This window comes from Sulfitobacter pacificus, assembly GCF_030159975.1.
Taxonomy (GTDB): domain Bacteria; phylum Pseudomonadota; class Alphaproteobacteria; order Rhodobacterales; family Rhodobacteraceae; genus Sulfitobacter; species Sulfitobacter pacificus.
In genome coordinates, this window is record NZ_BSNL01000001.1 from 198,143 (window position 1) to 223,115 (window position 24,973).

The window sequence follows — 24,973 nt, forward strand, 5'->3', positions numbered from 1 at the left end:
GCGGGGCAAGCATATCTCTTGCTCCGGCCTTCAATCTCCTTCATATTCAAATAATAGAATTATTGGAGGGGTGCAGGATGGCGGTTTCAAGGCGGAAATTCCTCGCAGGGATAGCGGCCAGTCAAGGTCTTATGATGCTGCCGGGTCTGGCCCACGCGCAGATTGCCTTGGGCGACATCCAGCTTGACGTGGTCAGCGATGGTTCGCTTAACTTGCCGGGTGGGTTTATCTTTGATCCCATGCCGCAAACCGAACTGCTGCCGATCCTCAAGGATCTGGGTCAATCCGCCGATGTGTTGACCCCGCCCTGCAACGTAACGCTGATGCGCCATGGCGATCGGGTGGTGCTGTTTGATGTTGGGTCAGGGCCGGATTTCACCCCTACCGCCGGTGACTTGTTGGCCTCGCTTGAGGCGCTGACTGTCACGCCCGATGATGTGACGGATGTGGTATTCACCCATGCCCACCCTGACCACCTTTGGGGGCTGCTGGATGACTTTGGTGATCCGCTGTTCACACGGGCCAGCTATATGATTGGGCAGGCCGAATGGGACTATTGGATCAACCCCAACACGGTGGACGAGATTGGCGAGGCACGGGCGTCTTTTGCGGTTGGTGCCAAACGTCGGCTTGAGATGATCGAAGACGGCACCACCTTTTTCAATGATGGGGACGAGATCCTGCCCGGCGTTGCAGCCCGCGCCAGCTTTGGCCATACGCCCGGCCATATGGCATTTGAGGTCCGGCGGGGGGGCGAGGCGGTGATGATATTGGGTGACTGCATTGGCAATGACCACATCGCTTTTGCCAGACCTGAATGGCATTCGGGATCCGACCAAGACCCCGAAACCGCAGCAGCGACACGGCTGTCATTGATGGATCAACTGTCCCATGAAAAGACCCGCGTCATCGGCTACCACCTGACCGGAAACGGCGTGGGTTATGTTGATAAAACATCTGCCGGTTATGCTTTTGTGAAGGAGGGATGAACATGCGCTTGCTTCCGCTGGACTTGGCCTTGGTCAGTGCTCTGGTCGCCCTGCCTGCCTTGGCAAGTGAGGATATTGCGGATCAATATCCCGCCTCATTGCTTTATTCCAAACCGGTTGAGGTTATCCCAAACGTTTTCTCCGCCATCGGGGCCACCGCGCCGCCGACCTATGAAAATGCGGGCCATAACAACAACCTGAGCTTTATCATCACAGATGACGGTGTGGTCGTGGTGAATGGCGGCGGATCCTATCTGTTGGCCAAGGCGCTGCACGATGAAATCAAGGTGGTGACGGATCAGCCGGTCAAACTGGTATTGAACGAAAACGGCCAGGGCCACGCTATGCTGGGTAATTCATACTGGGCGGAGCAAGGGGTGGAGATTGTCGCCCATGTGGATGCAGCGGCTGAGTTTGAAGCATATGGCGGCCAATCGCTGCGTGCGACACAGGCCCGTGTGAAAGAACGCGCGGATCAGACAACCGTGACCCTGCCAACCCAGACCTTTGAGGATGCATATGTTGTTGTGATGGGGGGCACAGAAATCGAAGCACGATATCTTGGCCCGGCCCATAGCCCCGGTGACATTGTAGTCTGGCTGCCGCAGCAAAGCCTCGTGATTTCGGGGGATATGGCGTTTCACGAACGGATGTTGCCGATCTTTGAACACACAATGACGGCGGATTGGATCGAGACCTGGGAGGCTGCATTTGAACCGCTGGGGGCCACCTATGTTGTTCCCGGTCACGGTCATCCCACCAACATGGATCAGGTCCGCCGCTATACTCACGATTATCTGGTCTATCTGCGCGAAAAAGTCGGGGCCCATCTGGAAGCGGGCGGGGGGCTGGCAGAGGCGTTTTATGTTGATCAGACACCCTATGCACATCTGGATACATTCGAAGAACTGGCAACCAAAAACGCGGGCCGTGTCTATGAACAGATGGAGTTTGAATAGCGCGGCCAGTCTACATATCGACCACAGTCTTGAAAGGACACACTATGGAACTGACTACGAATGTAGGATCATTTGACCGCATTTTGCGCATCGTTATCGGTGCAGCGCTGATCATCCTTACTTTGACCGGGACCATCGGGATCTGGGGCTGGATCGGGGTTATCCTGCTTGGCACGGCGTTTCTGAGGTTCTGCCCGCTGTATCGCATCATTGGGGTGAATACGTGTAAAAACAGCTGATTCTACCGGTTCGTGTCAGGGTGTCGTGTTGATCTGCGTCAAGATGTTTAACCTGACGCGTCACTATAAACCCCGCATACCCAGCGGAGCGTTTGGCCCATGGAAAACCTGATCGACACTTTCGGCGAAGGCCCAATTCTGTTTGGTTTGGCCCTGTGTATCGGTATGGTCTTTGGTGCTGCGGCCCAGCATTCACGGTTCTGTCTGCGGGCCGCGACAATTGAGTTTTCCCATAATATCTGGGGCCCGCGCCTTGCCATCTGGTTTGTCGCTTTCAGTGCGGCCGTGTGTACGGTGCAGCTTGCCATCGCCACGGGGCATCTGGATGTTTCAAATGCACGCCAGATCGCAGCACAGGGCAGTTTGTCTGGTGCGATCCTTGGTGGGCTATTGTTCGGGTCGGGTATGATCCTGGCCCGCGGTTGCGCCAGCCGCTTGTTGGTTCTCTCGGCCACTGGCAATCTTCGGGCCATCGTCACAGGGCTTGTGCTGACCTTGACGGCGCAGGCGTCCTTGCGTGGAGTATTGTCGCCATTGCGCGAAAGCCTTGGCGGGATCTGGACGATCAGCGGTGGCCGGTCGCGCGACTTGCTTGCGCATATCGGGATCCTGCCACGCACCGCCGCGCTGGTTGCGGGGGGATGCTTATTGTTGTCGGTTGTATTTGCGCTTTACCGTGGCAACGCGAAAAGCCGGACGGGAGCAGCTGTAATCGTGGGTGCGTCAATCGCTGCTGGCTGGATCGCGACCTACGCCGTTGCGCAAAACGCGTTCGAGATGGTTGCGATTTCTTCCATTACCTTTACCGGGCCCTCAGCGGACACTCTGATGGGCTTCGTCAATGAGCGCGAATTACCGATGAGCTTTGGCTCCGGCCTTGTGCCGGGGGTCTTTCTGGGGGCGCTCTTGATGGCCGTGATCACAAAGGAAGCCCGCATACAACGGTTTGAGCCACAGATGCCGATGGAACGGTATCTGTTGGGGGGCGTTATGATGGGGTTTGGCAGCATGCTGGCCGGGGGCTGTGCAGTGGGGGCAGGTATGTCGGGCGGTGCGATTTTCGCTTTGACCGCATGGCTGGCGCTGTTGTCGATGTGGATCGGTGCGGTTGTGACCCAACGTCTGACAGAGGGCGGTCCGCGGGTAAGACCCGCAGGCACCTGCCAACAATCGTGATCCTTAGCCCCCGATGGCTTCTCTCACGATCTCATCCAGCAAGGCCTGCACTTCCTGCATCGCCCCTTCGGGATAGTTGCGATATCCCACCATGACCTTGCCTTCACGTTCGGCGACAAAAACGCCGTAGGGGCAGTGGGCGATGTTCATCGGGTCCGCCTCCATCACTTTGCGCGATAAAACGGCTGAGCAGAACACAAAGATATCCGCCGCTTCAAACAGTTTCACATCACTGCCCACGTCACCTGCCGTGCGGTCCAGCATTTCACCCGCGTGGCTGACATAGTCGATGACCAGCCCCTTGCCGACAATCGCGCTTTCGACGCTGAAGGTTGCATCATCAAAACTGCCGTCAAAATCATAGACGGTTGAGCTGTCTTGCGCTGCCGCAAAGCCCGCGCTGATCAGGGCCAGCGCGCCACCCAGTAGAAGTGATTTCATGGTAGCGTCTCCTTATGTGTGAGCAGTATCGCGCGGCGGCTGTCCTGCGGGATTGAACCCAGTCAATCCCGCAGTGATTTTTCTTATCCGAACATATCGGCGGTGATGCCTGCGTACCAGCCTTCGGATTCCTCATAGGTCGCGCGGCGCAGGTCGGCAGCTTCGCCGGTGGCCGAGATAAACCCGTCAACCTTGGCAATCTTTTCCTCTGTCGCCTCATAGGTTGCACCGACTTTCACACCGTCGTTTGTGTCGATCAGCGACCAGCAGGTGTTGGAGAACTTGGCCGGGAATATCTTGGAACCCGTCAGCGCACCGCGCACCGCATTGGCGCATACCTTGGCCTGAGAATTGGCAGAGTAACCGGATTTGGGCATGTCACCCTGATGTGCCGCATCGCCCAACACATGAATGTCGCCATCCGCCTTGCTGGACATATCCGCCGCATTTACCGGGGCCCAGTTGCCATCTGTCACACCGGCCAGTTCGGCAATCCGTCCCGCCTTCATTGCAGGGATAACGTTGCAGACGTCGACATTGGTGACCTCTCCGTCAATGGTCACGGTCATGGCGTTTGGATCAACAGAGACATTGCCGCCGCCGAAATCGGCGCCGATCCAGTCGATCATCCCTTCGTAGTGGTTCGCCCAGCCTTCCTGAAACAGGCTCTGCTTTGAGAATTTTTCCTTGGGGTCCGCGACAATGATCTTGGCCGTTGGATTGTTGGCCTTGAGGTAGTGGGCCACCATCGACACGCGTTCGTAAGGGCCGGGGGGGCAACGGTAGGGATTGGGGGGCGCAACCATTGCAAAGGTGCCGCCCTCTGGCATCGCCATCAGCTGTGCCTTTAACAGTTCGGTTTGTGATCCACCTTTATAGGCGTGGGGCATCGCGTTCTGCGCTGACAGGTCCCAGCCCTCAACCGCACCGTCGACAAAATCGATACCGGGCGACAGGATAAGTTTATCATAGGGCAGGGAACCACCACCAGCCAGCGCCACGGTTTTGGCCTCGCGGTCCACACCCGTGGCCCAGTCATGCACAACGTTCACGCCCCCGGCGGCCAGACCGCCATAACTGTGACCCAGATCGTCGATCTCCTTGAAACCGCCCAGATAGAGGTTGGAGAAGAAACAGGTGTAATACATCCGCGTTGGCTCGATCAGCGTGACGTCAATCGCGCCTTTGCTGTCCTTGGCAATGTAGCGCGCAGCAGTGGCCCCGCCGGCCCCGCCGCCGACAACAACAACACGTGGTTTGCCGTGGCCGTCTGCAAAGACAGTAGGCGCGGCAAGTGTCGTAGCCGCCGCAGCACTGCTGCCGATAAAGACACGTCTGTTCAGTTTCATGTTCTTTCCTCCCAGAAAACGGCCCCTATTCGAGGTCCTTAAAATACGCAGCAATTGCCGCGATCTCTTCATCCGATAAACGGCCCGCCATCATTTGCATCACCGGATGGGGCCTGAGTTTACGTTTATAGGCGTGCATGGCGATGACAAAGTCCTGCGTCGGCCAGCCGATGATGGCGGGAATGCCCTCATCGGTACCACTGCTTTGGTGACAGGTCAGGCATTCGCTGGCCAAGTATTCACCATACTCCGGATCCCCCTCAAGGGCGAGGATTGCAGGATCCAGATCATGATCCGTGGCGGTGGCTGTTGGTTCGGCCTCTGGGATGTTTGCGGGATTGTCCGAAAAGATCCGCAAATAGGCCAGCAGATGCCCGCGTTCGGTCGCATCCAACAGCCCGCGAAAATTCATCCGTGTTTTGGAGATCAATGCCTTGGGGTTCTCGATATAGGCATCCAGTGTTTCTTCGGTCCAGATCAGCCCGTCGTCCCCTGCGCGCATCATGCTTTTGGAATATTTGAACCCCTCAATGCCCGCCGCGGGTCGCCCGAAAATGCCGTTTAACTGCGGGCCGACACGGTTTTTCGCACCTTCACCAATCTGATGGCAGGATTTGCAGTGTTTAAACACTAACGCCCCTGCCTCAGGGTCACCAAATTCGTTTGCCCAAACCACCCCTGCCGCAAGGATTCCGGCGAGAGGCAGAAAGGCGCGCAAACTATGGTGCATGATCACTCCTTAAAGGATTTCAGGTATTCAATCACCGCCGCCTGATCGGTTTCTTTTTTCAAACCGGCAAAAGACATCTTTGTGCCCTTCATATAGGACTTGGGCTTGGCCAGAAAGGCGGCCAGTTCGATTTCGCTCCAGACCAGCCCACCCTCAGCGGCTTGTTTGAGCGCCCGTGAGTATTTGAACCCTTCCACTGCACCGGCATTATTCCCGACAATGCCCGTCAAAATCGGGCCGGACCGGTTCTTGGCCCCTTCACCGATCTGGTGGCAGGCTTTGCACTTCTTGAAAACCTTTTCACCCTGCGCTGCCAGTTCCGCGTCAAATGCGGCGACCACGGGGGCGGGCGTTGCGTCAACTGGTGCTGACTCCTCCTGTTCCGTGGGGGTCACATCCAGAACCATCGCCCGCATGGTCACTTTGACCTCGGATTTGCAATTCTGCATGCAGGGTTCGCCGGTCCACCGCGCATATTCTGTTTCAGCACGGTTATCGAGGATAAACCCATCGGCATTCGGCATCTCGACATCAAAGAAGCTTTCGTTTGAAAGCACAAAATCATCCTCAATCAGATCGTTTGAGTAGAGAATATAGGCGACAATTGCATAAACATCATCATCGCTGAGCGTTCCGGCATTGCCATAGGGCATGGACCGTTTGATGTAATCAAAAGCGGTCGACAGGTAGGGCCAGTAGGAGCCTACGGTTTTCAGCGGGTCCTCGTGGTCCAATGTATCGGCCCCACCGGCCAGTTTGGGCCAGTTGTCGATCCCCTCGGCAAAGTCACCGTGGCAGGCGGCACATTGGGTGGCAAAGATCTCTTCCCCGATCAGCGCATCACCGGAGCCGACAGGCAGGCCGGTGCCATCGGGCATAATATCCCCATCCCAAGCGGCGATTTCTTCGGGCAGGGCAGGGCGGCCTAGGCCAAATTTCTCGGCCAGTACGGGGGAGGCTGGTAGGGACAGGGCTGCCAGCAATGCGGTTGATTTAAGAAACTTCGACATTTTCCGCCTCGCCATTGCTGCGCACCAACCATGTCTGGATACAGTTGTTGTGATAAATCGAGTTTAACCCGCGCACCGCGCGCAGCTGTGTCTTGGTTGGCTGAATGTAACCGGTGTCGTCCATCGCACGGCTTTGCAGCATCATTTCGCTGCCGTCCCAATCTGTATCCAAATAAAAGCGGGTCAGGGCCATTTTTTCACCGGGTTTGGCCAGCCTTGCGGTTTCCCATGTCATGCCGCCATCTTTGGAGACATCGACGCGGGTGATTGCCCCACGTCCCGACCACGCGAGCCCCGTGATGACCAAAGGTCCGGTGCCATGAGTGATCGGAGCTTGCGGGCTGGGGCTGGTCACGACAGATTTTGCATCCATCGACCATGTCCATTTGCGCGCAATGCCGTTTTCCAGAACATCGGTGTATTTGCTGGTCTCTTCACGGCTTTCGACAGGGGCGTCTGTCACCTCGATCCGACGGATCCATTTGACCCACATGTTGCCTTCCCACCCCGGCACGACCAGACGCACAGGGTATCCGTGTTCCTTGCGCAATGCCTCTCCATTGGCCTTGAACGCGATCAGGCAGTCATCCAGCGCCTTTTCCATCGGGATGGAGCGCCCGTTAGATGAGGCATCGGCCCCTTCGACATAAACCCATTTATCGCTCAGCTCGCCCGCTGTATTCAGTCCCGCTTCCTCCAGTAATGTCCGCAGCGGGACACCCGTGTATTCCATATTGTGGATCATGCCGTGGGTGAATTGCGCGCCATTCAGCTGGGCACCAGCCCATTCCATGCCGGTGTTCGCGGCGCATTCGCAGAAATAGACGTGGTTTTCACGCGGGAAGCGCTCCAGATCGGCGTAGGTGAACACCAAGGGCGTGTCGACCAGACCGTTCAGCATCAGGCGGTAATCTTCCTTGCGCAGCTCGATTGCGCCAGAGTGATGTCGTTCAAAGGCGCAGCCCTGCGGGGTGATTGTGCCATCCAGCGCGTGAATCGGGGTGAAGTTGATCGAACTGACGGTATCTGCGGTCAGCCATTCGACATTGCGGCGGATCACGTCACCTTCGTATTCGATGGGCAGACCGTAAGGGGTGGCGTCAACGCCATCGCCAAATCCCTGCGCCCAAGGCTGCACCTCGGTGATCAGTGGATCGGGGGATTGCGCGGCGGCTGTCCCGGCAACCAATGCGCCAGCACCGGTGGCTGTCGCACCGCGCAGAAACGCGCGGCGCGATGGTGGATTTGGATGTGTTTTCTTTGACATATCAGACACCTACAACTTGCACGCTATTGTTGGGATCCAGCGACACGACACCCTGTTTGGCGATATGCGCCTCGACCACATCCCAGATCGCAGGGCCTTCGGTGCCTTGGTTGACAGAGGCCCATCCCGCGACCTGATAGGTCTTGGCAGGGTCAATTGCTTCGCCGGATTTCAGCAGGGTCATTTCGGTGATCCGCTCGCCTTGTGGCTTGCTGACATCGATGCGGTAGCCAAGGCCGCCGACCCGCACCATGTCACCACCTTGTTGGTAATAGGGATCGGGGTTGAACAGGTTATCGGCGACATCTTCCAGCACCACATGCAGGAATTCGCCGGTCATTTCCGTGCGATAAGCCTCGCCATAGGTCATGGAGGTGACGTTCCAGATGTCCTCGCGGGTGATGTCCTGACCGGGCAGGATCGATGGCCCCCAGCGCACGCCGGGGGACAGGGCGATATCCGCCTCGCGCTCGGAAATCAGCGCGTCACAGATCAGATCATCCCATGTCCCGTTGAAATTGCCGCGGCGGTAGAGCAGCTGGTCGTCTGCCGTCTGGCCAATTACTTCGGACAAGGCGCTTTCAAACGGGGCGCGCTGGGCGTCGATGACTTTGGTAACGTCAGGATCAGGTGTAATCACGTCAGAGAAAATCGGGATCAGCTTGTGACGGAAGCCGAGCATCCGGCCCTCGCGCACGTCCAGATCAACACGGCTGACAAATTTACCGTTGGAACCTGAGGCGACGATGATCGTATCCCCCACCAGCACAGGTTCGGGCAGGGCGTCATGGGTGTGGCCCGACAGGATCACGTCAATGCCAGTAACCTTGCCTGCCATCTGTTTGTCCACATCAAAGCCATTGTGAGACAGGCAGACCACCAGCCCGGCACCGGCGGCGCGGACCTCATCCACCATTTCCTGCATCCGTTCATCGCGGATACCAAATGAGTATTCGGGGAACATCCAGCCCGGATTGGCGATCGGCATATAGGGAAAAGCCTGACCGATGACAGCGATCTTGACGCCGCCGCGCTCAAAGAACTTGTAGGGTGGAAACAAATCTGTCGGTTCGTCCCATTCCGCGTCAAAGATATTCTGGCCAAGGGCAGCGAAGGGCAGGCCCTCTACGATCTCGGCCACGCGGTCAGATCCCAGCGTGAATTCCCAATGGAAAGTCATGGCATCCGGCTTTAACGCATTCATCACGTTGACCATGTCCTGACCTTCGGTGTGATAGCAGGTGTAGCTGCCGTGCCATGTGTCGCCGCCGTCCAGCAACAGGGCATCGGGGCGATCCGCACGGATGGCATTGATCACGGTTGAAACGCGGTCAAGCCCGCCGACCTTGCCGTAGCCCTTGGCCAGCGAAGCGAAATCATCATGGGTCAGTGCATAGGCAGTGGGGCTGCCATCCTCGATACCGTAAAGCTTGCGGAAATCCGCGCCGGTGATATGGGGCACCGCGCCCTTGTTGCCGCCAACGCCGATGTTGACCGAGGGTTCGCGAAAATAAAGTGGTTTAAGCTGCGCATGAATGTCGGTGACGTGGATCAGGGAGACATTGCCGAAGGTATCAAACTCCAACAGCTTGTCCTGCGTCAGCGACTGCTGTGCCGCCAGCCGTGCCCAATTGCCAAAACCGGACCCGCCATAAAGAGCGGCGGCGGCCATGCTGGTTTGCAAAAAATCACGGCGAGAAATCATGGCGGGGCTCCTGATGGCACATACATATGCGCATTTGTGAATTGGTTGGGGGTAAAAAAGCCCCACACCGATACCTCGGGCGGGGCTTTTGGATTAGTTGCGGACGGACGGACCTTCGACGCTCAACCCGTTGCCACGTGATGCGACGTAAAGCTCCAGCGCGATGAATTCTGCACTGCCGGGGCTGTAGGTTTCCGCGCGGGTGTCGCGAATACAGCCTTTGAAACGCGAATGCGCGCCGTTCAGTTTGGTATTCTTCAGACGATAGACCGGAAAGCCGTTGATCTGTCCCTGACTCAGATGGTCAGCGCGGATCATGTTGCCATAGTTGTCTTCATGGCAATTGGCGCAGGATAATTCCAGCTGGCCGGTGCGGGTATAGTACAATTCCTTGCCCAACTCCCACGTTGACTGTGCGGGACCGTCAATGGCCACATTCACCGGCAAACCGCGCGAGACCGAAGACAGTGCCGCTTCCATGTTGATGGCGTCACCCTTGTCATATTTCCAGGCCTCCGCACCCATGCGGTTTACGCGGCAATCGTTGACCTGCATTTGTAGGGTACGCACCTCGCCGGCGGCCTCGTTCCACTTGGGGTAGGTCGCCTTGACCCCCGCCATGCTGTCCATCTCGTTGTGACAGGAGGAACAGGATTTGCCTTCGGAACCTTCTGCGGTGTCCCATGCTTCCAATGCTTTTTCGACAAAGATCATGCCGGGATTGTCAAAATCATCGGCCTGCATTGCGCGGGTTTCTGTGCCGCGGAATAACCAGCCTGACATCACCTCGTCCAGAGCATCCGACAGATGCGCAGGGGCCGTAGTGCGGGTTACGATTTCGGTTTCTTCATTCAGTATCAGATTGTCATCAACCGGGTCTGCCGATGCGATGGACGTGGCCATCAGCGTCGCCAAAAAGGCACCTGTCAATTTCCGCATGGTTTCCCTCCCAAGAATATTCATTCAGCCGATCGCGATTGATTTTGTTTCTTCATAGACCGAGCCGTCATCGTCGTACCACGTGAACTTGAATTCGCCGGCCTCGGGCACCAAGGCTTCGAATTCGAAGTATGGGTTGGTCGAGATCGCCGGTTCCATCTTTACGTCAACGACATTCTCGCCGTTAAAATCACAGGTGAAACGGTTGATAATCGAGCGGGGGATGGCTTTGCCGTCATCATCCTTGCGCTGACCGGACTCCATTTTGTGGCTGATCAGCGTCTTAATGGTGATCGCCTCACCAGCTGTTGCTTTCTTCGGAACTTTGACGCGGGGTTTTACACCAGATGCCATGATAATTCTCCTTCGTATCTGATTTAGCCGCCGCAGCCGCCGATTGTGACTTTGACCGTGCTGGAAGCCTGAACGAATGATCCGTCTTCCAGTTTTGCAATCGCCACCAGGTCTTGTGTGCCGGCCAGCCGGATGCGTGTGGAGGCAGCGCGCGAAGCGGCCAGTTTGCCGAATTTGAAGGTTGCAACGGCGGGTGTGGGGTTGCCCAGAGCCAGAACCATGATTTCGGTCGCGGAGCCGGAGGAAACCTCGATTGGCACTGTATTGCCGTTCTCGGCAATTTCAGGTGCAGTCAGTTTGATGTCGCCTGTGCCCACCTCTGCGCCCCCGGTGAAGGCGGCAATCGCCTCGTCGCTTGTTGCAGCGGAGGCGCGTAGCGGCAGGCCCGCGACCAGCAGCGCACCGGCACCCATTGCAATTGCATTCCGTCTTGTGAATTCCATGTTTTTTACTCCTGATTTTCCCGCATGAACGGGATGTCTCGAAGGGCCAGCCATCCCAACAAGGGCGCTGTTACGCTGCGGGACCGTCTATTCCTTGAGGGTGACCAGATAGGCCACAACATCTTCGATTTGCTGTGCGGTCAAAATGGGGCCGAATGTATCGTCCGCTGCTTTACCGGTATAGGCATTGCCAGGGCGGATGAACCCTTCGGTTTTGTAGAAAGACGGCATCATGCTGTCCTCGAACATGATCTTGGCATTGGCCACGATCCCGCGCAGTTCCGCTTCGGACCAACGCTCGCCTGCGCCATCCAGCATCGGGCCAATCTCGCCCTGAAACGGGACATCGGCCAGATCGCTGACCTGATGACAGGCCACACAGTTGCCCTGTTTTTTGTCCCCTACAATGATGCGCCCATTGGCAGCGTCACCGGCTGTACCAGACAGGGACTGCGCAACCGCACCATCCTCGGTAAAGCTGACAGCAGTCGGCAGCACCTCACTTGCGAAGGCCACAGAAGCCGTTAGTCCGATGACGGCGGCAGAAATGACAGAAATCCTCATGCGTCCTCCCAAACGTTTTTTTATTTCAGCTACCGTAACGCAGGGAAACCGGATGACGCAACAACAAATTCAACTACTTGAATTTTTTAAGGTTGCTGCGCGGGGCCGTGTTTCGTCGGCCTAGTTGCTTTGCTCTGCAAACTTACGTGCATGATATTTCTGGAAAGTCTCCTCGCCTTCATATCCTTTTTCGACGATCCAGTTCAGCATGTTGAACGTCGTGTGCCGCCCAAAAGCCCCCGGCATCGTGGCCACCGCCGCCTGTGTTGCAGTGGCGTCTGCATCGACCTCCTCGGGGAAAAACAGAATCATCGGGGTGAACAGCGCACCCCATTTCTTGACCATTTCCTTTTCCGGCAGGGCAGTGCCGTCAAAATCTGTCACCTCGATGTCGCCAAACATGTTGATCTGCACAACAAAGTAGTTTTCTTCGATGAAGGCAGCGATTTCGGGCACAACAAACACTTCTTCATGCATCTTGGTACAATAGATACAGCCGCGCTGTTCGATCATTACCATCAGGCGTTTGCCCTCGTCGGTTGCCTCTGCCAGATCCTCGGACAGGTCTTTGAAGGTGTCGCGCATCCATGGGGTTTTGTGCAGACCATCGTCGCCCAGTTCGGCGGCAAAGGCGGTGGCGGTCATAACGAAGGTGACGCAGGCGGCAATCAACAGTCTCATTTGGTATTCTCCTAACGCAGCACGCCGATGTCCGGCCCGACGGCCAGCATCCATTGAGCGATATAATTCATTGAATTGGTCGCAATCAGCAAGCCAAAGACGATCAGCATGCCGCCCATGATTTTTTCGATTGTGCCAAGGTGACGGCGAAACCGCGTCATCCAACGCATAAACGGCCCGATGAAAAACGCGGCCATCACGAAGGGAGCGGTCATGCCCAGCCCGTAGACAAACAACAGCCAGGCGCCAGTGGATGCCGTATCAGCCCCCGCAGCGGTAAACAGGATCGCGGCCAGCACCGGACCCACGCAGGGGGTCCAGCCAAAAGCGAAGGCGAGGCCGATCACATAGGCCCCCAGGAGGCTGACGTTTGAGGTATTGCCCCCATCGGCCCGCAGTTGACGATACAGGATGCCGATGCGGATCACCCCCAAGAAATGCAGACCCATTGCGATGATGATTGCTGCCGCGATCCAGCGTAGGATGTCGAAATATTCACGCACCACCTGACCAAACAGGGTGGCCGCCGCACCGAGCCCCATGAAAATAGTGATCACACCGGCGGCAAAGAAACAGGCGGCCAACACCGCGCGGTTGCGTGTCGCCGCGTCGATCTTGGCATCTACAGTGATCTGGTTCATCCCGACCCCGGCCAGATAGCTGAGGTAAAAGGGCACGATAGGTAGGATACAGGGAGACAGAAATGACAGAATGCCCGCAAAAGCGGCACCGGCAAAGGTGATCTCTAGCATGTGATTGTCCCGCTCTTGTCTAATTCATATATTCATATTACGTTATCTGACTAACAAAGGTCAATTTCGCATGTCTTTTCGGTCGTTCCTTTTTGGCATCCTGCTGTTTGTCACTTCCGCCCTGTCTGCGGCGGCAGAGACGCAATTGGTGATGGTCGAGGAGCAGGGTTGTATCTGGTGCGCCCGCTGGAATGACGAGATCTCGCATATCTACCCCAAGACCGATGCCGGCAAGGCCGCGCCGCTGCGCCGTTTTGATATTCACACTGCCGCGCCGGACGACCTGAAATTCGAACGCAAACTTGTGTTCACGCCGACATTTGTTCTGATGGTTGACGGTCAAGAGGTATCGCGACTTGAGGGATACCCGGGCGAAGATTTCTTTTGGGGTATTCTGGAGAAGATGCTGGCGGACGCCAGAATTGATATAACAGGCTGACGCTGGGGCTGATGGCCACAGTGGCAAAAATACGAATAAAGACGACAAGACAAGAAGTGAGAAATTGATGGGCTTGCCGGTATTTGATGTAAACATGTGTGCTGACGACATGGATAAAATGGCCGAAAATGCCATGGAGGCGTCCAATTTCCTGAAGGCGATCAGCCATGAGGGGCGGTTGATGATCCTGTGCCATCTGGCGTCTGGTGAAAAATCCGTGACCGAGCTGGAAACCCTGTTGTCTGCCCGCCAAGCTGCCGTCTCCCAGCAACTGTCGCGGCTGCGTCTGGAGGGGCTGGTCACACCCCGTCGTGAGGGCAAGACGATCTACTACAGCCTAACTGACGATCGGCCCAAACAGATCATGGAAGTTGTCTACGATCTGTTCTGCCGCGAGAAATGACAGGGCGTGTCCGGCATGCAGGTAACATGGCGGGTCTGACCGGTGGGTGACACCCTGTCAGAACCCGTGCTTGTCGCCCTTGTCGGGTTGGTTGGCGGTATATTGCTGGGTCTGGCAGCGCGGATCGGGCGGTTTTGCACCTTGGGTGCCATCGAAGATCTGTACTATGGTGAAAACACCTTGCGGTTGCGCATGTGGGGGATCGCGATTGGTGTTGCGGTAATCGGAACCTTTGGCCTGAACGCCCTTGGTTTGTTGGAACTGAGCCAGACACTCTATCTGTCGCGCGCCTGGAACCCGGCGGAAAGCATCATCGGTGGATTGATCTTTGGCTATGGCATGGCCCTGGCGGGCAACTGCGGCTACGGCGCTTTGGCGCGGGTTGGCGGCGGGGATCTGCGGTCACTTCTGATTGTCCTGATCATGGGCATATCCGCCTATGCCACTTTGGGTGGCCCCTTGTCGGATCTGCGCATCTGGCTGTTCGGCGGACCCGAAATTGCCCAAGGCAGCCAGACATTTGCCCATAGCCTTTCGTACATCACGGGCGTCCCGGTAAGTAGCGCGGGCATCACTCTGGGTGTTGCCATCCTAGGTTTTACCCTGTCTCACCACAGCCTGCGCCATTCCTTTCCCCATATTTTCTGGGGTGCAATTGCGGGTTTGGCGATTGTGTCTGGCTGGGCGGGGACACAATGGGTTGCCAATACCGGCTTTGAAGCGACGCCGGTGGTCAGCCACACTTTCTCTGCGCCGATTGGGGAAACGCTGCTTTATGTGATGACCTCTTCGGGCAATACCATCGGCTTTGGCACTGGCTCTGTTTTGGGGGTTTTGCTGGGTGCGTTGCTGGGCAGTCTGATCAAAGGGCATTTCCGGTGGGAGGCCTGCGAGGACCCGCGTGAATTGCGCCGTCAGATGTTGGGTGCGGCACTGATGGGGATGGGGGCGGTCGTGGCCGTGGGGTGCAGTGTGGGGCAGGGGCTGTCGGCATTTTCCGTCCTGTCCTTCAGCGCGCCCGTGACACTGGCCGCGATCATGACAGGGGCGGCCATCGGGTTGCGCCAGTTGATCGCGGGTTTCAGTCCAAACCTCTGATCTGTCGGAATTCCGCCGATCCCTGTTTGACAAGACAAACCCTGCTTTCCGTAGCGATTTTCATCCGCTAGGCTGCGAAAAAACAAATCGGAACAGAGCAGATGACCCTTTCACGCAGATCGATCCTTTTGGGCCTTGGTGCATTTGGGCTGAGCGCCTGTGCAACCGGCGGTACCCTTGGCCCGCGCAGCGGCGCGCCCTCTGGCGGGTTGCCAGCTGACCTGCGCCCGGTCAGCAATGCGGCCTATGACGCATGGGTTGCTAACTTTCGCAGCCGTGCGATCAACCAAGGCATTTCAGCGGGTACCCTATCCGCGGCTTTCCGGGGTACCGGCTATCTTCCTGGTGTGGTCAAACGCGATCGCAACCAGACTGAGTTTTCCCGTACCCTTGAGGATTATCTGGCCATTGCCGCATCTGACGAACGGGTTGCAAAGGGGCGCGCGGCCTTTGCCCGCCACCGCAGCACCCTGGCCGCGGTTGAGGCGCGTTATGGTGTTGACGCTGAAATCGTCACAGCCGTTTGGGGGCTGGAGAGCTTTTATGGCGAGCGGCGCGGCGATGTGCCGGTTATTTCGGCGACGTCAACTTTGGCCTTTGACGGGCGGCGCGGCGCGTTTTTTGAAAAACAATTGATTGCCGCGCTGAAAATCCTGCAAAGTGGCGATACAACACCTGCCATGCTCAAAGGATCATGGGCCGGTGCCATGGGCCACACCCAGTTTATCCCGACCTCCTATCAAGCCTTTGCGGTTGACTTTAATGGTGATGGGCGGCGCGACATCTGGTCTGACAATCCGGCGGATTCGTTGGCCTCTACTGCTGCTTACCTGTCGCGTAACGGCTGGACCAAGGGGCGCAAATGGGGCGGCGAGATTGGCAATGGCGCACCGCAGGGTCGCACCCTGCAACCGCAGGCCGGCGGGCCGCGTTTTGCCGTGACAAGCAATTTCAACGTCATCAAACGCTATAATAATTCCGACAGTTACGCGATTGGGGTGGGCCATCTGGCCGACCGTATCGCCGGTGGCGGCCCAATCCGCGCCAGCTTCCCACCGGATAAATACGGGTTAACCAAAGACGACCGTGTGCGCCTGCAACAACGGCTGACGGCGCGCGGCTTTGACACAGAGGGGTCTGACGGGGTGATCGGTCCCAACAGCCGCAAGGCTATCAGCGCTTATCAAAGCAGTATCGGCCAACAGCCAACCGGTGATCCGTCACAGGAACTGCTGCGTTCCTTGGGGTAAGGTGGCAAGAAGAGGCCGGGCGCAATTGCCTGGCCTTTATACCGGGTTCAGCGCGCGGCCTTTAGCGTAAACAGCCCAGCAAGACCCAAACATGATGCCCCCACGCGGTTCAGGATGCGCAGGGCGCTGGCGCTTTTCAGGATCTGGCGCAGGCCATTGGCACCATAGAGCCACATCAAGCTGTTGATCGCGGCGACGCAAAGGAATGTCAGGATCAAAATGGCAAACTGTTCGAACATCGGGGCGGTTGTTGTGACAAACTGGGGCACAAAGGCGATATAGAAAATCGGCCCCTTTGGATTCAACGCACTGATCAGGAAACTCTGTTTAAACAGGGGCCAGAGGGTTTCTGGATTCGCTGATTTTTCCAAAGGCATGTTTTCTATCGGTGCGGTCCAAAGCTGGTATGCCATCCAGAAAAGATAAGCAGCGCCGCAAAGCTTAAGAACCGTAAACAGGCTTGCGGAGGCGGCGAGGATTGCACCGGCACCCGCCAGCGAGAGCGACATGGCGAAAAATGCACCGGCCACCACGCCCGGAATAGTGGCCAGCCCGCTGCGCTTGCCGTCTTTCAGCGCGGCGGTCACCGTGATCACCACATTCGGTCCGGGAATAAGCACAACTGCGCAGCTGGCCAGTACAAAAGACATCCATATTTCAAAGGTCATTGGTGTTGGTCCACATCAAGGTGTTTGGCTTCTCTCGCGATCGACCATTCGATCAGGGTGGTCCAGATCTCAGCGACCAGTTCGGGGTCCAACCCCCTTGTTCTGGCGTTATCCGTAACCTTGCGCAGGACCTCCTGCACCCTGTCGGTGATGCGGGCGGGCAGTCCCTCTATCCGTTTAAGTTCCACCGCGCGGTCAATATAGCTGCTGCGTGTGACCAGCATTTCAATCAGCTTGTCATCAAGGGCATCAATTTGAACGCGCAGCTCTGCCATGGTGTTGCAGTCTTGAGGGGCTTTGGTTTGCATCACGTCTCGTCCTTGGTTTCAGATGGTTTCACTGGCAAGTTTGACACCCAGCCCGATGAAGACGGTGGCAAAGGCGCGGCGCATCCACTTCATTGCCGCAGGTGCGCCCAACAGCCGGTGTCGGATGCCAGCGGCGAAAAGGCCATAGCAGACAAAGACGCCAAATGTCATGGCAAGGAAAATGCTGCTGAGAAACAACATATGGGGGATCGGATTATTGCTATCGGCGGGGATGAACTGCGGCAGGAAAGCCAGAAAGAAGATTGAAAGTTTCGGGTTCAGGATGTTGATCAGCGCGCCGGTCAAGGCGATGCGAAACAAGGATTTTTCCGTCTTTTCCGGCGTCACCTCCATCGCGCCTTTCTGTTTCAGTATCATCCACGCCATGTAGAGCAGATAGGCCGCCCCTGCGTATTTGACGATCTGAAAGGCCACCGCGCTGGTATGAAGCAGGGCGGCCAGCCCCAGGATGGCCGTCAGCACATGCGGCACACCCCCGAAGGTGCAGCCGGCGGCGGCGGCAATACTTGCAGTGCCCCCACGGGCCAGCCCGACGGCAAGCGTATAGATCACACCCGTGCCGGGCACGATGACAACGATGAATGCGGTAATGAGAAATTTCAGCGACATGAGGCTCCCTTTTTCTGGCAGCCTATCGTGCAGGGCGACATCAGGATTGAAGGATATTGCAGTCTCGCCATCCGCAGGCCGCAAGATAGCGCCCCGGTGTGGTGCCAAACTGGCGGGCGAAGGCGCGCGTCATATGGCTTTGATCAGCGAAACCCACCGCGATGGCGGCCTCGGCAAGGCTGTGCCCTGACAGGATTGCATTTTTTGCACGTTTGACCCGCAACTGCGTTAGGAAGCCATGCGGCGTGATGCCAACCTCCTTGGAAAACCGGCGCAGCACCTGAAAACGGCTAAGCCCCGTCGCCGTAGAAAAATCATGCAGGGAAAGGGGAAGGTCGAATTCAGCTTCGATCTTGGCGATCACCCGTTGCACAGCTATGGATGGTCGCAGATGCACTGTAGGCACGTCAGGCGGTACAGCGCGCAGGGTTGCCCTGACCGCTACCAACAGGCGTTCCTCCGCCTCTGCCTGATCGCAAAGCGGGTCCGTCACGGCATTCACAGCCGCCCGTACCGTTTGACTGACATAGGCCGATTGGATGACCGGATTCTCAATCGCGATTGCCCCTGCGGGCCGCTCAAGAAGCGTGCTGATCGCATCCGGTTTGAAAAACAACATTCGCCAGCGTCTTGCCTGACCTTTCCGGCCCAGCCCGTCGTGCAGTTCATTTGGATTGACCGTCATGACATCACCTGCAGCCGCTTCGACGGTGCCGCGACCACTCCAGCTAAATTGCCCGCCGTGCTCCATAATGCCGATGCCAAATTCATCATGGCTGTGTCGTGGAAAGCTCCGATCTGAGGAGATTGAAACGGCGTCGATGCCGGGCAAACAGGTTTGATGTGGGATCGCGTGATGCATGGTGTGACGCTATCAACAACCGCGCGGGACGCAAGGACGGCGTTGCACAAACTGGCAGGGATGCGGGAACAGAGATGGCGCTGAGAAAGCAACGGCCAGCTGCGTTTCTCAATCAATTTACATTTCATCGGAACGGACTTGGCAGTTGCGCGTTGTCCCCGCAATGCGAAGGACGGCGGCCGTGTCCGCCTGAACGCGCGCAAAGCGTAAAGGAATGAAAAGATGAAACGTTTTATGAAGCTTACCACAGGTGCTGCCGTGATCGCGGGCACTGTATTTGGCGGATCAGCAATGGCTGCGGATAACGAAACGGTTGATCACATTGAATTGGGATCGCTGAGCTGTGATGTTGGCGACGGCAGTGGCTTTATCGTCGGCTCCACCCGCGACATCGTCTGTACCTTCAACCCTGTCGAAGAGGGTTTGGAGGATGAGATCTACGTGGGTGAAATCAACCGCTGGGGCCTTGATATTGGCGAAACGACAAACGGGCAGATGTCCTGGCTCGTATTCGCGCCTACAGAATCTGAATACAGCGAAGGTGGCTTGAACGGCTCTTATAAAGGCGTTTCCGCCGAGGCGACCCTTGTTGTCGGTCTGGGCGCAAATGTGATGACGGGCGGCTCCGAAAACACGCTGGCCCTTCAACCCCTTAGTGTGAACACCCAGAACGGGATCAACTTTGCCCTTGGTGTGGGCGAGATCAACCTGCAGCGTATGGAACAGTAAAAGCTGTGACATTCGACGAAGGAGGCCAGCCTTAGCGCTGGCCTTTTTTGTGTCTTAGAGTTGGGTTTTGCAGGTTGCTGAAGCGCACCCCGATTTCGGACAGGTTATGGCTGTCGGATCGCATAGCATCGCGTCAATTTCAGGGGTGCAACAGCGGTAGCTGTAACTAAGGGCGCTGCACCTGCAAAGACATCGACGCCATTTCTCACGTCACGGAAGTTTTATCGGAACCAATTTCTGACTGCCACGTTGTCACTTCAACTAACAAACACCAAGGAGCGAAAAATGGCCGAAAAAGATACAACAGTAGTGACGACAGGCGGTGGCGGCGGAAGCTGGTTCCTTGTCGGCGCGTTGCTCGTGATTGTCGCTGTCGGCGGTTACTTTTTCTTGGGCGGCGATCTGTCCGGTGGGGGCAAAGATATCGATGTCTCCATTGAACTGCCCAAGGGTGATTAGAAAGGACCAAACTTATGAGTACGATTCTGATCATCGTTTTAATTCTGCTTCTTGTCGGGGCCTTGCCCAGCTGGAATCACAGCAAATCTTGGGGCTATGCACCCTCGGGTGGTTTGGGTCTGGTGCTTGTCATCATCCTTATCCTCGCGCTGACCGGCCGGATATAAGCAGAAGTTCTTAACGAGTTGCCGCAATAGGAAGGGACCCGCGCATTGTCGACGGGTCCTTTTTCATTTGACCCGTAATTGTAAAGGTTTTGCGCGCAGGAATGTCTAGCGATCCGGGCATATTAAGTACTCGCCCACATACGGTCATGCAGCGGCCTGCTGGGGTGCAATTCTGACATTTTGCTGAATTGGGGGATCATGGTGCACTCAGCGAAAATTACCTAGAACACTTTGATAAAAACGATTTGCTAGAAAATTTGGAGGAATGGGAACGTTATCTCCGATCTGATCCAGAGCTTGAGTACAAGCTGCGTTTGCTAGCCAGAGAGGCTTCAAGAACGGAGGTTTCGGGCAAACTCGATAAGAAAGCACGAAATTTGCGAGGGCCGCGCCCATGACCCGCCTCGCACCATTTTCATTACGATTGACGCCAGAAGAGCGGACCCAACTTGAAGCCCAAGCTGGGTCGATGCCGCTGGCGTCCTATATTAAGTCCGTGGTTTTCGCTGACGAAGCCCCCAAATATCGAAGACAGCGTAAACCACCTGTTGCAGAGCAACAGTTGCTTGCCGAGGTGCTCGCCCGACTTGGTCAAACGCGGCAAGCCAGCAATCTCAACCAGATTGCCAAGCATCTCAATCAAGGGACGCTGATTGTTGATCCTGATTTGGAAGACGATTTGAAACGCGCTGTTGCTGAAGTTGCATGGATGCGCGCGACATTGATACAGGCCTTGGGCGTAAAGTCATGATCCTCAAAGGTTCAGAACGCGGCGGTGCAAATGCATTGGCAACTCACCTTATGAATGATCGCGATAATGATCATCTATCAATGGTTGAATTGCGCGGATTTGTGTCAGATACTTTATCTGGGGCTTTGTCTGAAGCTCACGCAATTTCAAAGGCCACGCGTTGTAAGCAATTTATGTTTTCTCTGAGTTTGAATCCTCCCAAAGATCATACTGCTACTGAGGAAGAATTTCTTCAGGCCGCTGATCGTGCGGAGCAAGCACTGGGATTGGATGGTCAACCACGCGCCATAGTCATTCACGAAAAAGAAGGCCGCCGTCATGCGCATGTTGTATGGTCGCGCATAGATGCTGATGAGATGAAGGCGATCAATCTTTCGCACTTCAAAAACAAGCTGCGTGATTTGTCGCGTGATCTGTTTTTGGATTATGGTTGGGTGTTGCCTGACGGCCTTGCCACCTACGGCAACAAAAGCCCTCTAAATTTCACATTGGAAGAATGGCAACAGGCTAAACGTCAAGGCGTTGATCCAAGGGAAATCAAACAAGCTTTCCAACAGGCATGGCAGCGCTCGGACGGTGTCATTGGTTTGTGCAATGCGCTCGAAGAACGCGGCTATTTCTTAGCAAAGGGTGATCGTCGAGGGTTCGTGGCATTGGATGTTGAGGGCCAAGTCTATTCGTTGGCTAAGTGGACAGGCCTTAAAGCCAAAGATGTTTCGGCTAAGCTTGGTTCACCTAACGACCTTCCATCGGTGGATGACACACGTTTAAGAATTCGCTCCAAAATCTCACAGCAAATGCGTGACTATATCGCTCAAATCAAAACCCGCCATTGTGAAGACGCTGAACCACTTCGATTGGAACAGCGGACAATGAAACGTGCGCATGGCTCTGAGCGTGAGCGTCTGAAAAAGGGGCAAGAGCAGCGTTGGTCATCAGAGAACAATATGCGCTGTGATCGCCTCAACAAGGGCCTGCGTGGTTTGTTTGATCGCCTGTCAGGGAAAGTCAAAACCATTCGATCCGCCAATGAGTTTGAAGCACGGCAATGTGCCAAGCGTGACCAAGAACAACGCGATTTCATGATCAAGGCGCAGATGAAAGAGCGTCAAGAATTACAGGTACGTGTTCAAAAGCTACGTTCTAAGCAAAAACAAGATCGCGTTCTCTTGGCGCGAAACATCTCATCCTCCCTTAGACGCAAGAACGTTTCACCTCAGCCGAGCAAGACAATGTCTCGTCGGTTTGGGCACGATTTATCATTGTAACAAACAATATCGGAGACAGCATTCATGCTGGAATTTCTCTTTTACCAACATGGCTGGCTCAGATTGCTGTTGGTCGTCATTCCATCTGGACTTGGATTTTTCATAGGATGGTTGATGGCCAGCCATAACAAGCAACTGCGGCAATTGCTGCTTATCATTGTTGCCGCACTGACGCTGTTTCTTCTTGTCTTCAATAATAATGCTCTGGGATGGAGCCTTGCAATGTTTGCGGGGATTTGCGGGTTTTTCATCGCATTCGGCTATTGGTTTAAAACCAGTGTTTCAAAGTTATCTGAAACGCCAACAACTTTTGGATCAAGTCGATGGGCGAATGATCGCGATTTAGTCGCTCACAATGTTGCTGGGCTGGGCGGCATTCGGTTGGGTAAAGTCAAAGGCGAAACCATGGATCAACCGATTTCTTATCGCGGGGATCGCCATTTGTTGACTGTGGCACCGACGCGCTCTGGGAAGGGCACAACGCAGATCATCCCCAACCTGTTGACCTATGAAGGGTCCATGTTGGTGATTGATCCCAAAGGAGAGAACGCCCTGATCACGGCGCAACGCAGAATGGATATGGGCCAAGACGTTCACATTGTTGATCCATGGGGCATCACGAATTCATCTGGATTTGAAGTATCACGGTTTAATCCGTTGGATTGGTTAGATAAAGCCGATCTGGATGTGACGGAAAATGCAATGCTTCTTGCTGATGCTTTGGTTGTTGGAGACAACCACGCCGATAGCTTTTGGACTGAAGAAGCCAAAGCTTTGCTGCAAGGTGTCATCCTATATGTGGCGACTGATGATCAGGAAGATGGGCAACGGCACTTGGGCCGCGTTCGTGACCTACTTTTGTTGGATGGGGAACAACAGCAAGAATTCTTCCGCCATATGCTCAACTCGCATCATCATGTTGTGGCGAGCACGGGAGCACGATGCTTGCAAAAGGAACCCAAGTTGATAGCCAATGTGATGGCCTCAGCGCAAGCTCAAACACACTTCTTGGACAGTATCCGCTTGCAAGACAGCCTTCGGATGTCGGACTTCAAATTTGATGATCTGAAATCCAAACCAATGACGATCTATCTGGTGTTACCAGCGGACCGTTTGAATGCTTTTAGTCGGTGGTTGCGACTGCTTGTGCAACAAGCTGTCACCGTGAATGCGCGCAATATCGAGCAAAAGCCAAAGCGTCCTGTCCTGTTCATTTTGGACGAATTTGCATCCCTTGGGCGGTTAACCATGATTGAGCAAGCCTATGGCTTGATGGCGGGCTTTGGCATGCAGCTTTGGGGCATTGTTCAAGACCTCAACCAACTGGAACGTATCTACGACAAAGGGTGGCAGTCATTCATCGCGAATGCGGGGGTCATCAACTATTTTGGCTCAACGGACAAAATGACGTCTGAGTATTTTTCTTCCATCTGCGGTGAAACAACTGTTTGGAATTTCAGTTCAGCGCTCTCACGCGCATTTGGGACATCATCTGGTCAAGGCGGGGGATCATCGTCTGACACACAGACCAGTTCAGACACTCGCGCTGCGACCCAAAGAAAGTTGATCTATCCTGATGAGTTGATGCGCTTGCAAGATGATCAACAGCTTGTCCTGATTGGCAATATGCCCCCGTTGATGGCGAGGAAAACGCCATGGTTCAAAGATAATGACCTCAAGGCAATTGGTGTAAATCTGAACAATGCCGCCAAGCAGCCTGAGGGTACGTCGGAGGTTAGTCCGTGAGCGATCATCCCAAATCTCCCAAAGGGCCGTTTAATTTTCGTGCAAATCCAGACAAGTCACTGGAGAGGGAAGATGAAGAGATTGCACCGAGCAAGACAGATAAAGACAATACTGGCTTTCGTTTTGACCCACCAAACAAAAATGAGAAGCCAGCTTTAAACCTATCTCCAATGGGGACCATGGGGAACAGGGGTAGTAGGGCATCTACTCCTCCAATATCTGAAAAGATGATCATCGAATTTACTCCCGAGGGCTACAAGGAAGAACCAGATATCGACCTGACAAACGATGGCTCCTTAATCGAAGGTGAGTTTGAAGATGGAACAAAATTTCTCGTAAAATCCGAATACCCATCGGGAGTCGAAGCTGGCGAAAGTCGCATGACACGAATGACGTTGATTGAGGATGGAAAGGGGAGCGTCCATTTCGAAAACGGTTGGGAGAATCAAATAGAAACAGATCGGCAGCAGGAGGCCGTGGATGAACTTGAGGAAAAGTTCGGAAAGCTGCACTCGGAAAAATTCATTTCATTTAGAGATAAGAATCCCGAGCAAGACAAAGATATTGATCGTTAAGATTGAAAATAGGTCAGTATTT

The 24,973-nt window shown here is 55.4% G+C and carries 31 protein-coding genes; 15 read left to right on the forward strand and 16 right to left on the reverse strand.

Annotation, left to right across the window (positions count from 1 at the left end):
* Positions 1 to 77: 77 nt before the first annotated feature.
* From QQL78_RS01110 to QQL78_RS01125, 4 genes are all read left to right on the forward strand, one after another.
* Entirely contained in the window at positions 78 to 989 is a 912-nt protein-coding gene (locus QQL78_RS01110; RefSeq protein WP_284369727.1) for an MBL fold metallo-hydrolase, read from the forward strand.
* Between the two features lie 2 nt (positions 990 to 991).
* Positions 992 to 1,948: an MBL fold metallo-hydrolase gene (locus QQL78_RS01115; RefSeq protein WP_284369729.1), complete on the forward strand. Its 957-nt coding sequence runs from the start codon at positions 992 to 994 to the stop codon at positions 1,946 to 1,948.
* A gap of 44 nt (positions 1,949 to 1,992) precedes the next feature.
* Complete coding sequence (locus QQL78_RS01120) at positions 1,993 to 2,187, forward strand: YgaP family membrane protein (RefSeq protein ID WP_348540743.1); 195 nt, start codon at positions 1,993 to 1,995, stop codon at positions 2,185 to 2,187.
* Between the two features lie 99 nt (positions 2,188 to 2,286).
* Positions 2,287 to 3,363, forward strand: a complete 1,077-nt coding sequence (locus QQL78_RS01125) for a YeeE/YedE family protein (RefSeq protein WP_284369731.1) — start codon at positions 2,287 to 2,289, stop codon at positions 3,361 to 3,363.
* Positions 3,364 to 3,366: 3 nt separating this feature from the next.
* On the opposite strand, the gene QQL78_RS01130 is transcribed toward QQL78_RS01125, so the two are convergent.
* From QQL78_RS01130 to QQL78_RS01185, 12 genes are all read right to left on the reverse strand, one after another.
* Positions 3,367 to 3,804, reverse strand: a complete 438-nt coding sequence (locus QQL78_RS01130; RefSeq protein ID WP_284369734.1) for a DUF302 domain-containing protein — start codon at positions 3,802 to 3,804, stop codon at positions 3,367 to 3,369.
* Between the two features lie 83 nt (positions 3,805 to 3,887).
* Positions 3,888 to 5,153: an NAD(P)/FAD-dependent oxidoreductase gene (locus tag QQL78_RS01135; RefSeq protein WP_284369736.1), complete on the reverse strand. Its 1,266-nt coding sequence runs from the start codon at positions 5,151 to 5,153 to the stop codon at positions 3,888 to 3,890.
* Positions 5,154 to 5,178: 25 nt separating this feature from the next.
* On the reverse strand, positions 5,179 to 5,883 hold the full coding sequence (locus QQL78_RS01140; RefSeq protein ID WP_284369738.1) for a c-type cytochrome: 705 nt from the start codon (positions 5,881 to 5,883) through the stop codon (positions 5,179 to 5,181).
* A 2-nt stretch (positions 5,884 to 5,885) separates the two neighbouring features.
* On the reverse strand, positions 5,886 to 6,893 hold the full coding sequence (locus QQL78_RS01145) for a c-type cytochrome (protein WP_284369740.1): 1,008 nt from the start codon (positions 6,891 to 6,893) through the stop codon (positions 5,886 to 5,888).
* Complete coding sequence (soxC, locus tag QQL78_RS01150; RefSeq protein ID WP_284369743.1) at positions 6,877 to 8,160, reverse strand: sulfite dehydrogenase; 1,284 nt, start codon at positions 8,158 to 8,160, stop codon at positions 6,877 to 6,879. Before soxC ends, QQL78_RS01145 begins: the two co-directional genes overlap by 17 nt.
* A gap of 1 nt (position 8,161) precedes the next feature.
* A complete protein-coding gene (gene soxB / locus QQL78_RS01155) occupies positions 8,162 to 9,865 on the reverse strand; it encodes a thiosulfohydrolase SoxB (protein WP_284369745.1) in 1,704 nt (567 codons plus the stop codon).
* Positions 9,866 to 9,958: 93 nt separating this feature from the next.
* Complete coding sequence (gene soxA / locus QQL78_RS01160; protein WP_284369747.1) at positions 9,959 to 10,804, reverse strand: sulfur oxidation c-type cytochrome SoxA; 846 nt, start codon at positions 10,802 to 10,804, stop codon at positions 9,959 to 9,961.
* 24 nt (positions 10,805 to 10,828) lie between these two features.
* Positions 10,829 to 11,158: a thiosulfate oxidation carrier complex protein SoxZ gene (gene soxZ / locus QQL78_RS01165; RefSeq protein WP_284369749.1), complete on the reverse strand. Its 330-nt coding sequence runs from the start codon at positions 11,156 to 11,158 to the stop codon at positions 10,829 to 10,831.
* A 23-nt stretch (positions 11,159 to 11,181) separates the two neighbouring features.
* Entirely contained in the window at positions 11,182 to 11,601 is a 420-nt protein-coding gene (gene soxY / locus QQL78_RS01170) for a thiosulfate oxidation carrier protein SoxY (protein ID WP_284369751.1), read from the reverse strand.
* An 87-nt stretch (positions 11,602 to 11,688) separates the two neighbouring features.
* The gene (gene soxX / locus QQL78_RS01175) at positions 11,689 to 12,165 is read right to left on the reverse strand and encodes a sulfur oxidation c-type cytochrome SoxX (protein WP_284369753.1); all 477 of its coding nucleotides are present in this window, start codon (positions 12,163 to 12,165) and stop codon (positions 11,689 to 11,691) included.
* 120 nt (positions 12,166 to 12,285) lie between these two features.
* Positions 12,286 to 12,846 (reverse strand): thioredoxin family protein, encoded by a 561-nt coding sequence (locus QQL78_RS01180; protein ID WP_284369755.1) that lies wholly within the window; start codon positions 12,844 to 12,846, stop codon positions 12,286 to 12,288.
* A gap of 11 nt (positions 12,847 to 12,857) precedes the next feature.
* The gene (locus tag QQL78_RS01185) at positions 12,858 to 13,598 is read right to left on the reverse strand and encodes a cytochrome c biogenesis CcdA family protein (protein WP_284369757.1); all 741 of its coding nucleotides are present in this window, start codon (positions 13,596 to 13,598) and stop codon (positions 12,858 to 12,860) included.
* 70 nt (positions 13,599 to 13,668) lie between these two features.
* On the opposite strand from QQL78_RS01185, the gene QQL78_RS01190 reads away from it, so the two are divergent.
* The 4 genes from QQL78_RS01190 (at position 13,669) to QQL78_RS01205 (ending at position 16,788) form a co-directional block, all read left to right on the forward strand.
* Positions 13,669 to 14,037 carry a thioredoxin domain-containing protein gene (locus QQL78_RS01190; RefSeq protein ID WP_284369759.1) on the forward strand — a complete coding sequence of 123 codons (369 nt, stop codon included), beginning with the start codon at positions 13,669 to 13,671 and terminating at the stop codon, positions 14,035 to 14,037.
* A gap of 67 nt (positions 14,038 to 14,104) precedes the next feature.
* Positions 14,105 to 14,440 (forward strand): ArsR/SmtB family transcription factor, encoded by a 336-nt coding sequence (locus QQL78_RS01195; RefSeq protein ID WP_284369761.1) that lies wholly within the window; start codon positions 14,105 to 14,107, stop codon positions 14,438 to 14,440.
* Between the two features lie 42 nt (positions 14,441 to 14,482).
* On the forward strand, positions 14,483 to 15,538 hold the full coding sequence (locus tag QQL78_RS01200) for a YeeE/YedE family protein (protein WP_284369763.1): 1,056 nt from the start codon (positions 14,483 to 14,485) through the stop codon (positions 15,536 to 15,538).
* A gap of 101 nt (positions 15,539 to 15,639) precedes the next feature.
* The gene (locus tag QQL78_RS01205) at positions 15,640 to 16,788 is read left to right on the forward strand and encodes a lytic murein transglycosylase (RefSeq protein WP_284369765.1); all 1,149 of its coding nucleotides are present in this window, start codon (positions 15,640 to 15,642) and stop codon (positions 16,786 to 16,788) included.
* Positions 16,789 to 16,835: 47 nt separating this feature from the next.
* On the opposite strand, the gene QQL78_RS01210 is transcribed toward QQL78_RS01205, so the two are convergent.
* From QQL78_RS01210 to QQL78_RS01225, 4 genes are read right to left on the reverse strand one after another with little or no spacing between them, the layout of a single operon-like run.
* A complete protein-coding gene (locus tag QQL78_RS01210) occupies positions 16,836 to 17,456 on the reverse strand; it encodes a LysE family translocator (RefSeq protein WP_284369767.1) in 621 nt (206 codons plus the stop codon).
* Positions 17,453 to 17,764: a chorismate mutase gene (locus tag QQL78_RS01215; RefSeq protein ID WP_284369768.1), complete on the reverse strand. Its 312-nt coding sequence runs from the start codon at positions 17,762 to 17,764 to the stop codon at positions 17,453 to 17,455. The genes QQL78_RS01210 and QQL78_RS01215 overlap by 4 nt, the downstream gene beginning before the upstream one ends.
* Before the next feature lie 18 nt (positions 17,765 to 17,782).
* Positions 17,783 to 18,394 carry a LysE family translocator gene (locus QQL78_RS01220; protein ID WP_284369769.1) on the reverse strand — a complete coding sequence of 204 codons (612 nt, stop codon included), beginning with the start codon at positions 18,392 to 18,394 and terminating at the stop codon, positions 17,783 to 17,785.
* 40 nt (positions 18,395 to 18,434) lie between these two features.
* Positions 18,435 to 19,256, reverse strand: a complete 822-nt coding sequence (locus QQL78_RS01225; RefSeq protein WP_284369770.1) for an AraC family transcriptional regulator — start codon at positions 19,254 to 19,256, stop codon at positions 18,435 to 18,437.
* Positions 19,257 to 19,478: 222 nt separating this feature from the next.
* Between QQL78_RS01225 and QQL78_RS01230 the strand changes: the two genes are divergently transcribed.
* The 7 genes from QQL78_RS01230 to QQL78_RS01260 all read left to right on the forward strand — a co-directional run bounded on the left by QQL78_RS01230 (position 19,479) and on the right by QQL78_RS01260 (position 24,951).
* Positions 19,479 to 19,985 (forward strand): DUF992 domain-containing protein, encoded by a 507-nt coding sequence (locus tag QQL78_RS01230; RefSeq protein ID WP_284369771.1) that lies wholly within the window; start codon positions 19,479 to 19,481, stop codon positions 19,983 to 19,985.
* A gap of 285 nt (positions 19,986 to 20,270) precedes the next feature.
* Positions 20,271 to 20,444, forward strand: coding sequence for a hypothetical protein (locus QQL78_RS01235; RefSeq protein WP_284369773.1), 174 nt, complete (start codon positions 20,271 to 20,273; stop codon positions 20,442 to 20,444).
* A gap of 14 nt (positions 20,445 to 20,458) precedes the next feature.
* Positions 20,459 to 20,611 (forward strand): DUF3309 domain-containing protein, encoded by a 153-nt coding sequence (locus QQL78_RS01240; RefSeq protein ID WP_284369774.1) that lies wholly within the window; start codon positions 20,459 to 20,461, stop codon positions 20,609 to 20,611.
* A gap of 394 nt (positions 20,612 to 21,005) precedes the next feature.
* Positions 21,006 to 21,362, forward strand: coding sequence for a hypothetical protein (locus tag QQL78_RS01245; RefSeq protein WP_284369776.1), 357 nt, complete (start codon positions 21,006 to 21,008; stop codon positions 21,360 to 21,362).
* Positions 21,317 to 22,630 carry a relaxase/mobilization nuclease domain-containing protein gene (locus QQL78_RS01250; protein WP_284369778.1) on the forward strand — a complete coding sequence of 438 codons (1,314 nt, stop codon included), beginning with the start codon at positions 21,317 to 21,319 and terminating at the stop codon, positions 22,628 to 22,630. The genes QQL78_RS01245 and QQL78_RS01250 overlap by 46 nt, the downstream gene beginning before the upstream one ends.
* A 24-nt stretch (positions 22,631 to 22,654) precedes the next feature.
* Entirely contained in the window at positions 22,655 to 24,376 is a 1,722-nt protein-coding gene (locus QQL78_RS01255; protein WP_284369780.1) for a type IV secretory system conjugative DNA transfer family protein, read from the forward strand.
* Positions 24,373 to 24,951, forward strand: coding sequence for a hypothetical protein (locus QQL78_RS01260; RefSeq protein WP_284369782.1), 579 nt, complete (start codon positions 24,373 to 24,375; stop codon positions 24,949 to 24,951). The genes QQL78_RS01255 and QQL78_RS01260 overlap by 4 nt, the downstream gene beginning before the upstream one ends.
* The last annotated feature ends 22 nt before the right edge of the window (positions 24,952 to 24,973 follow it).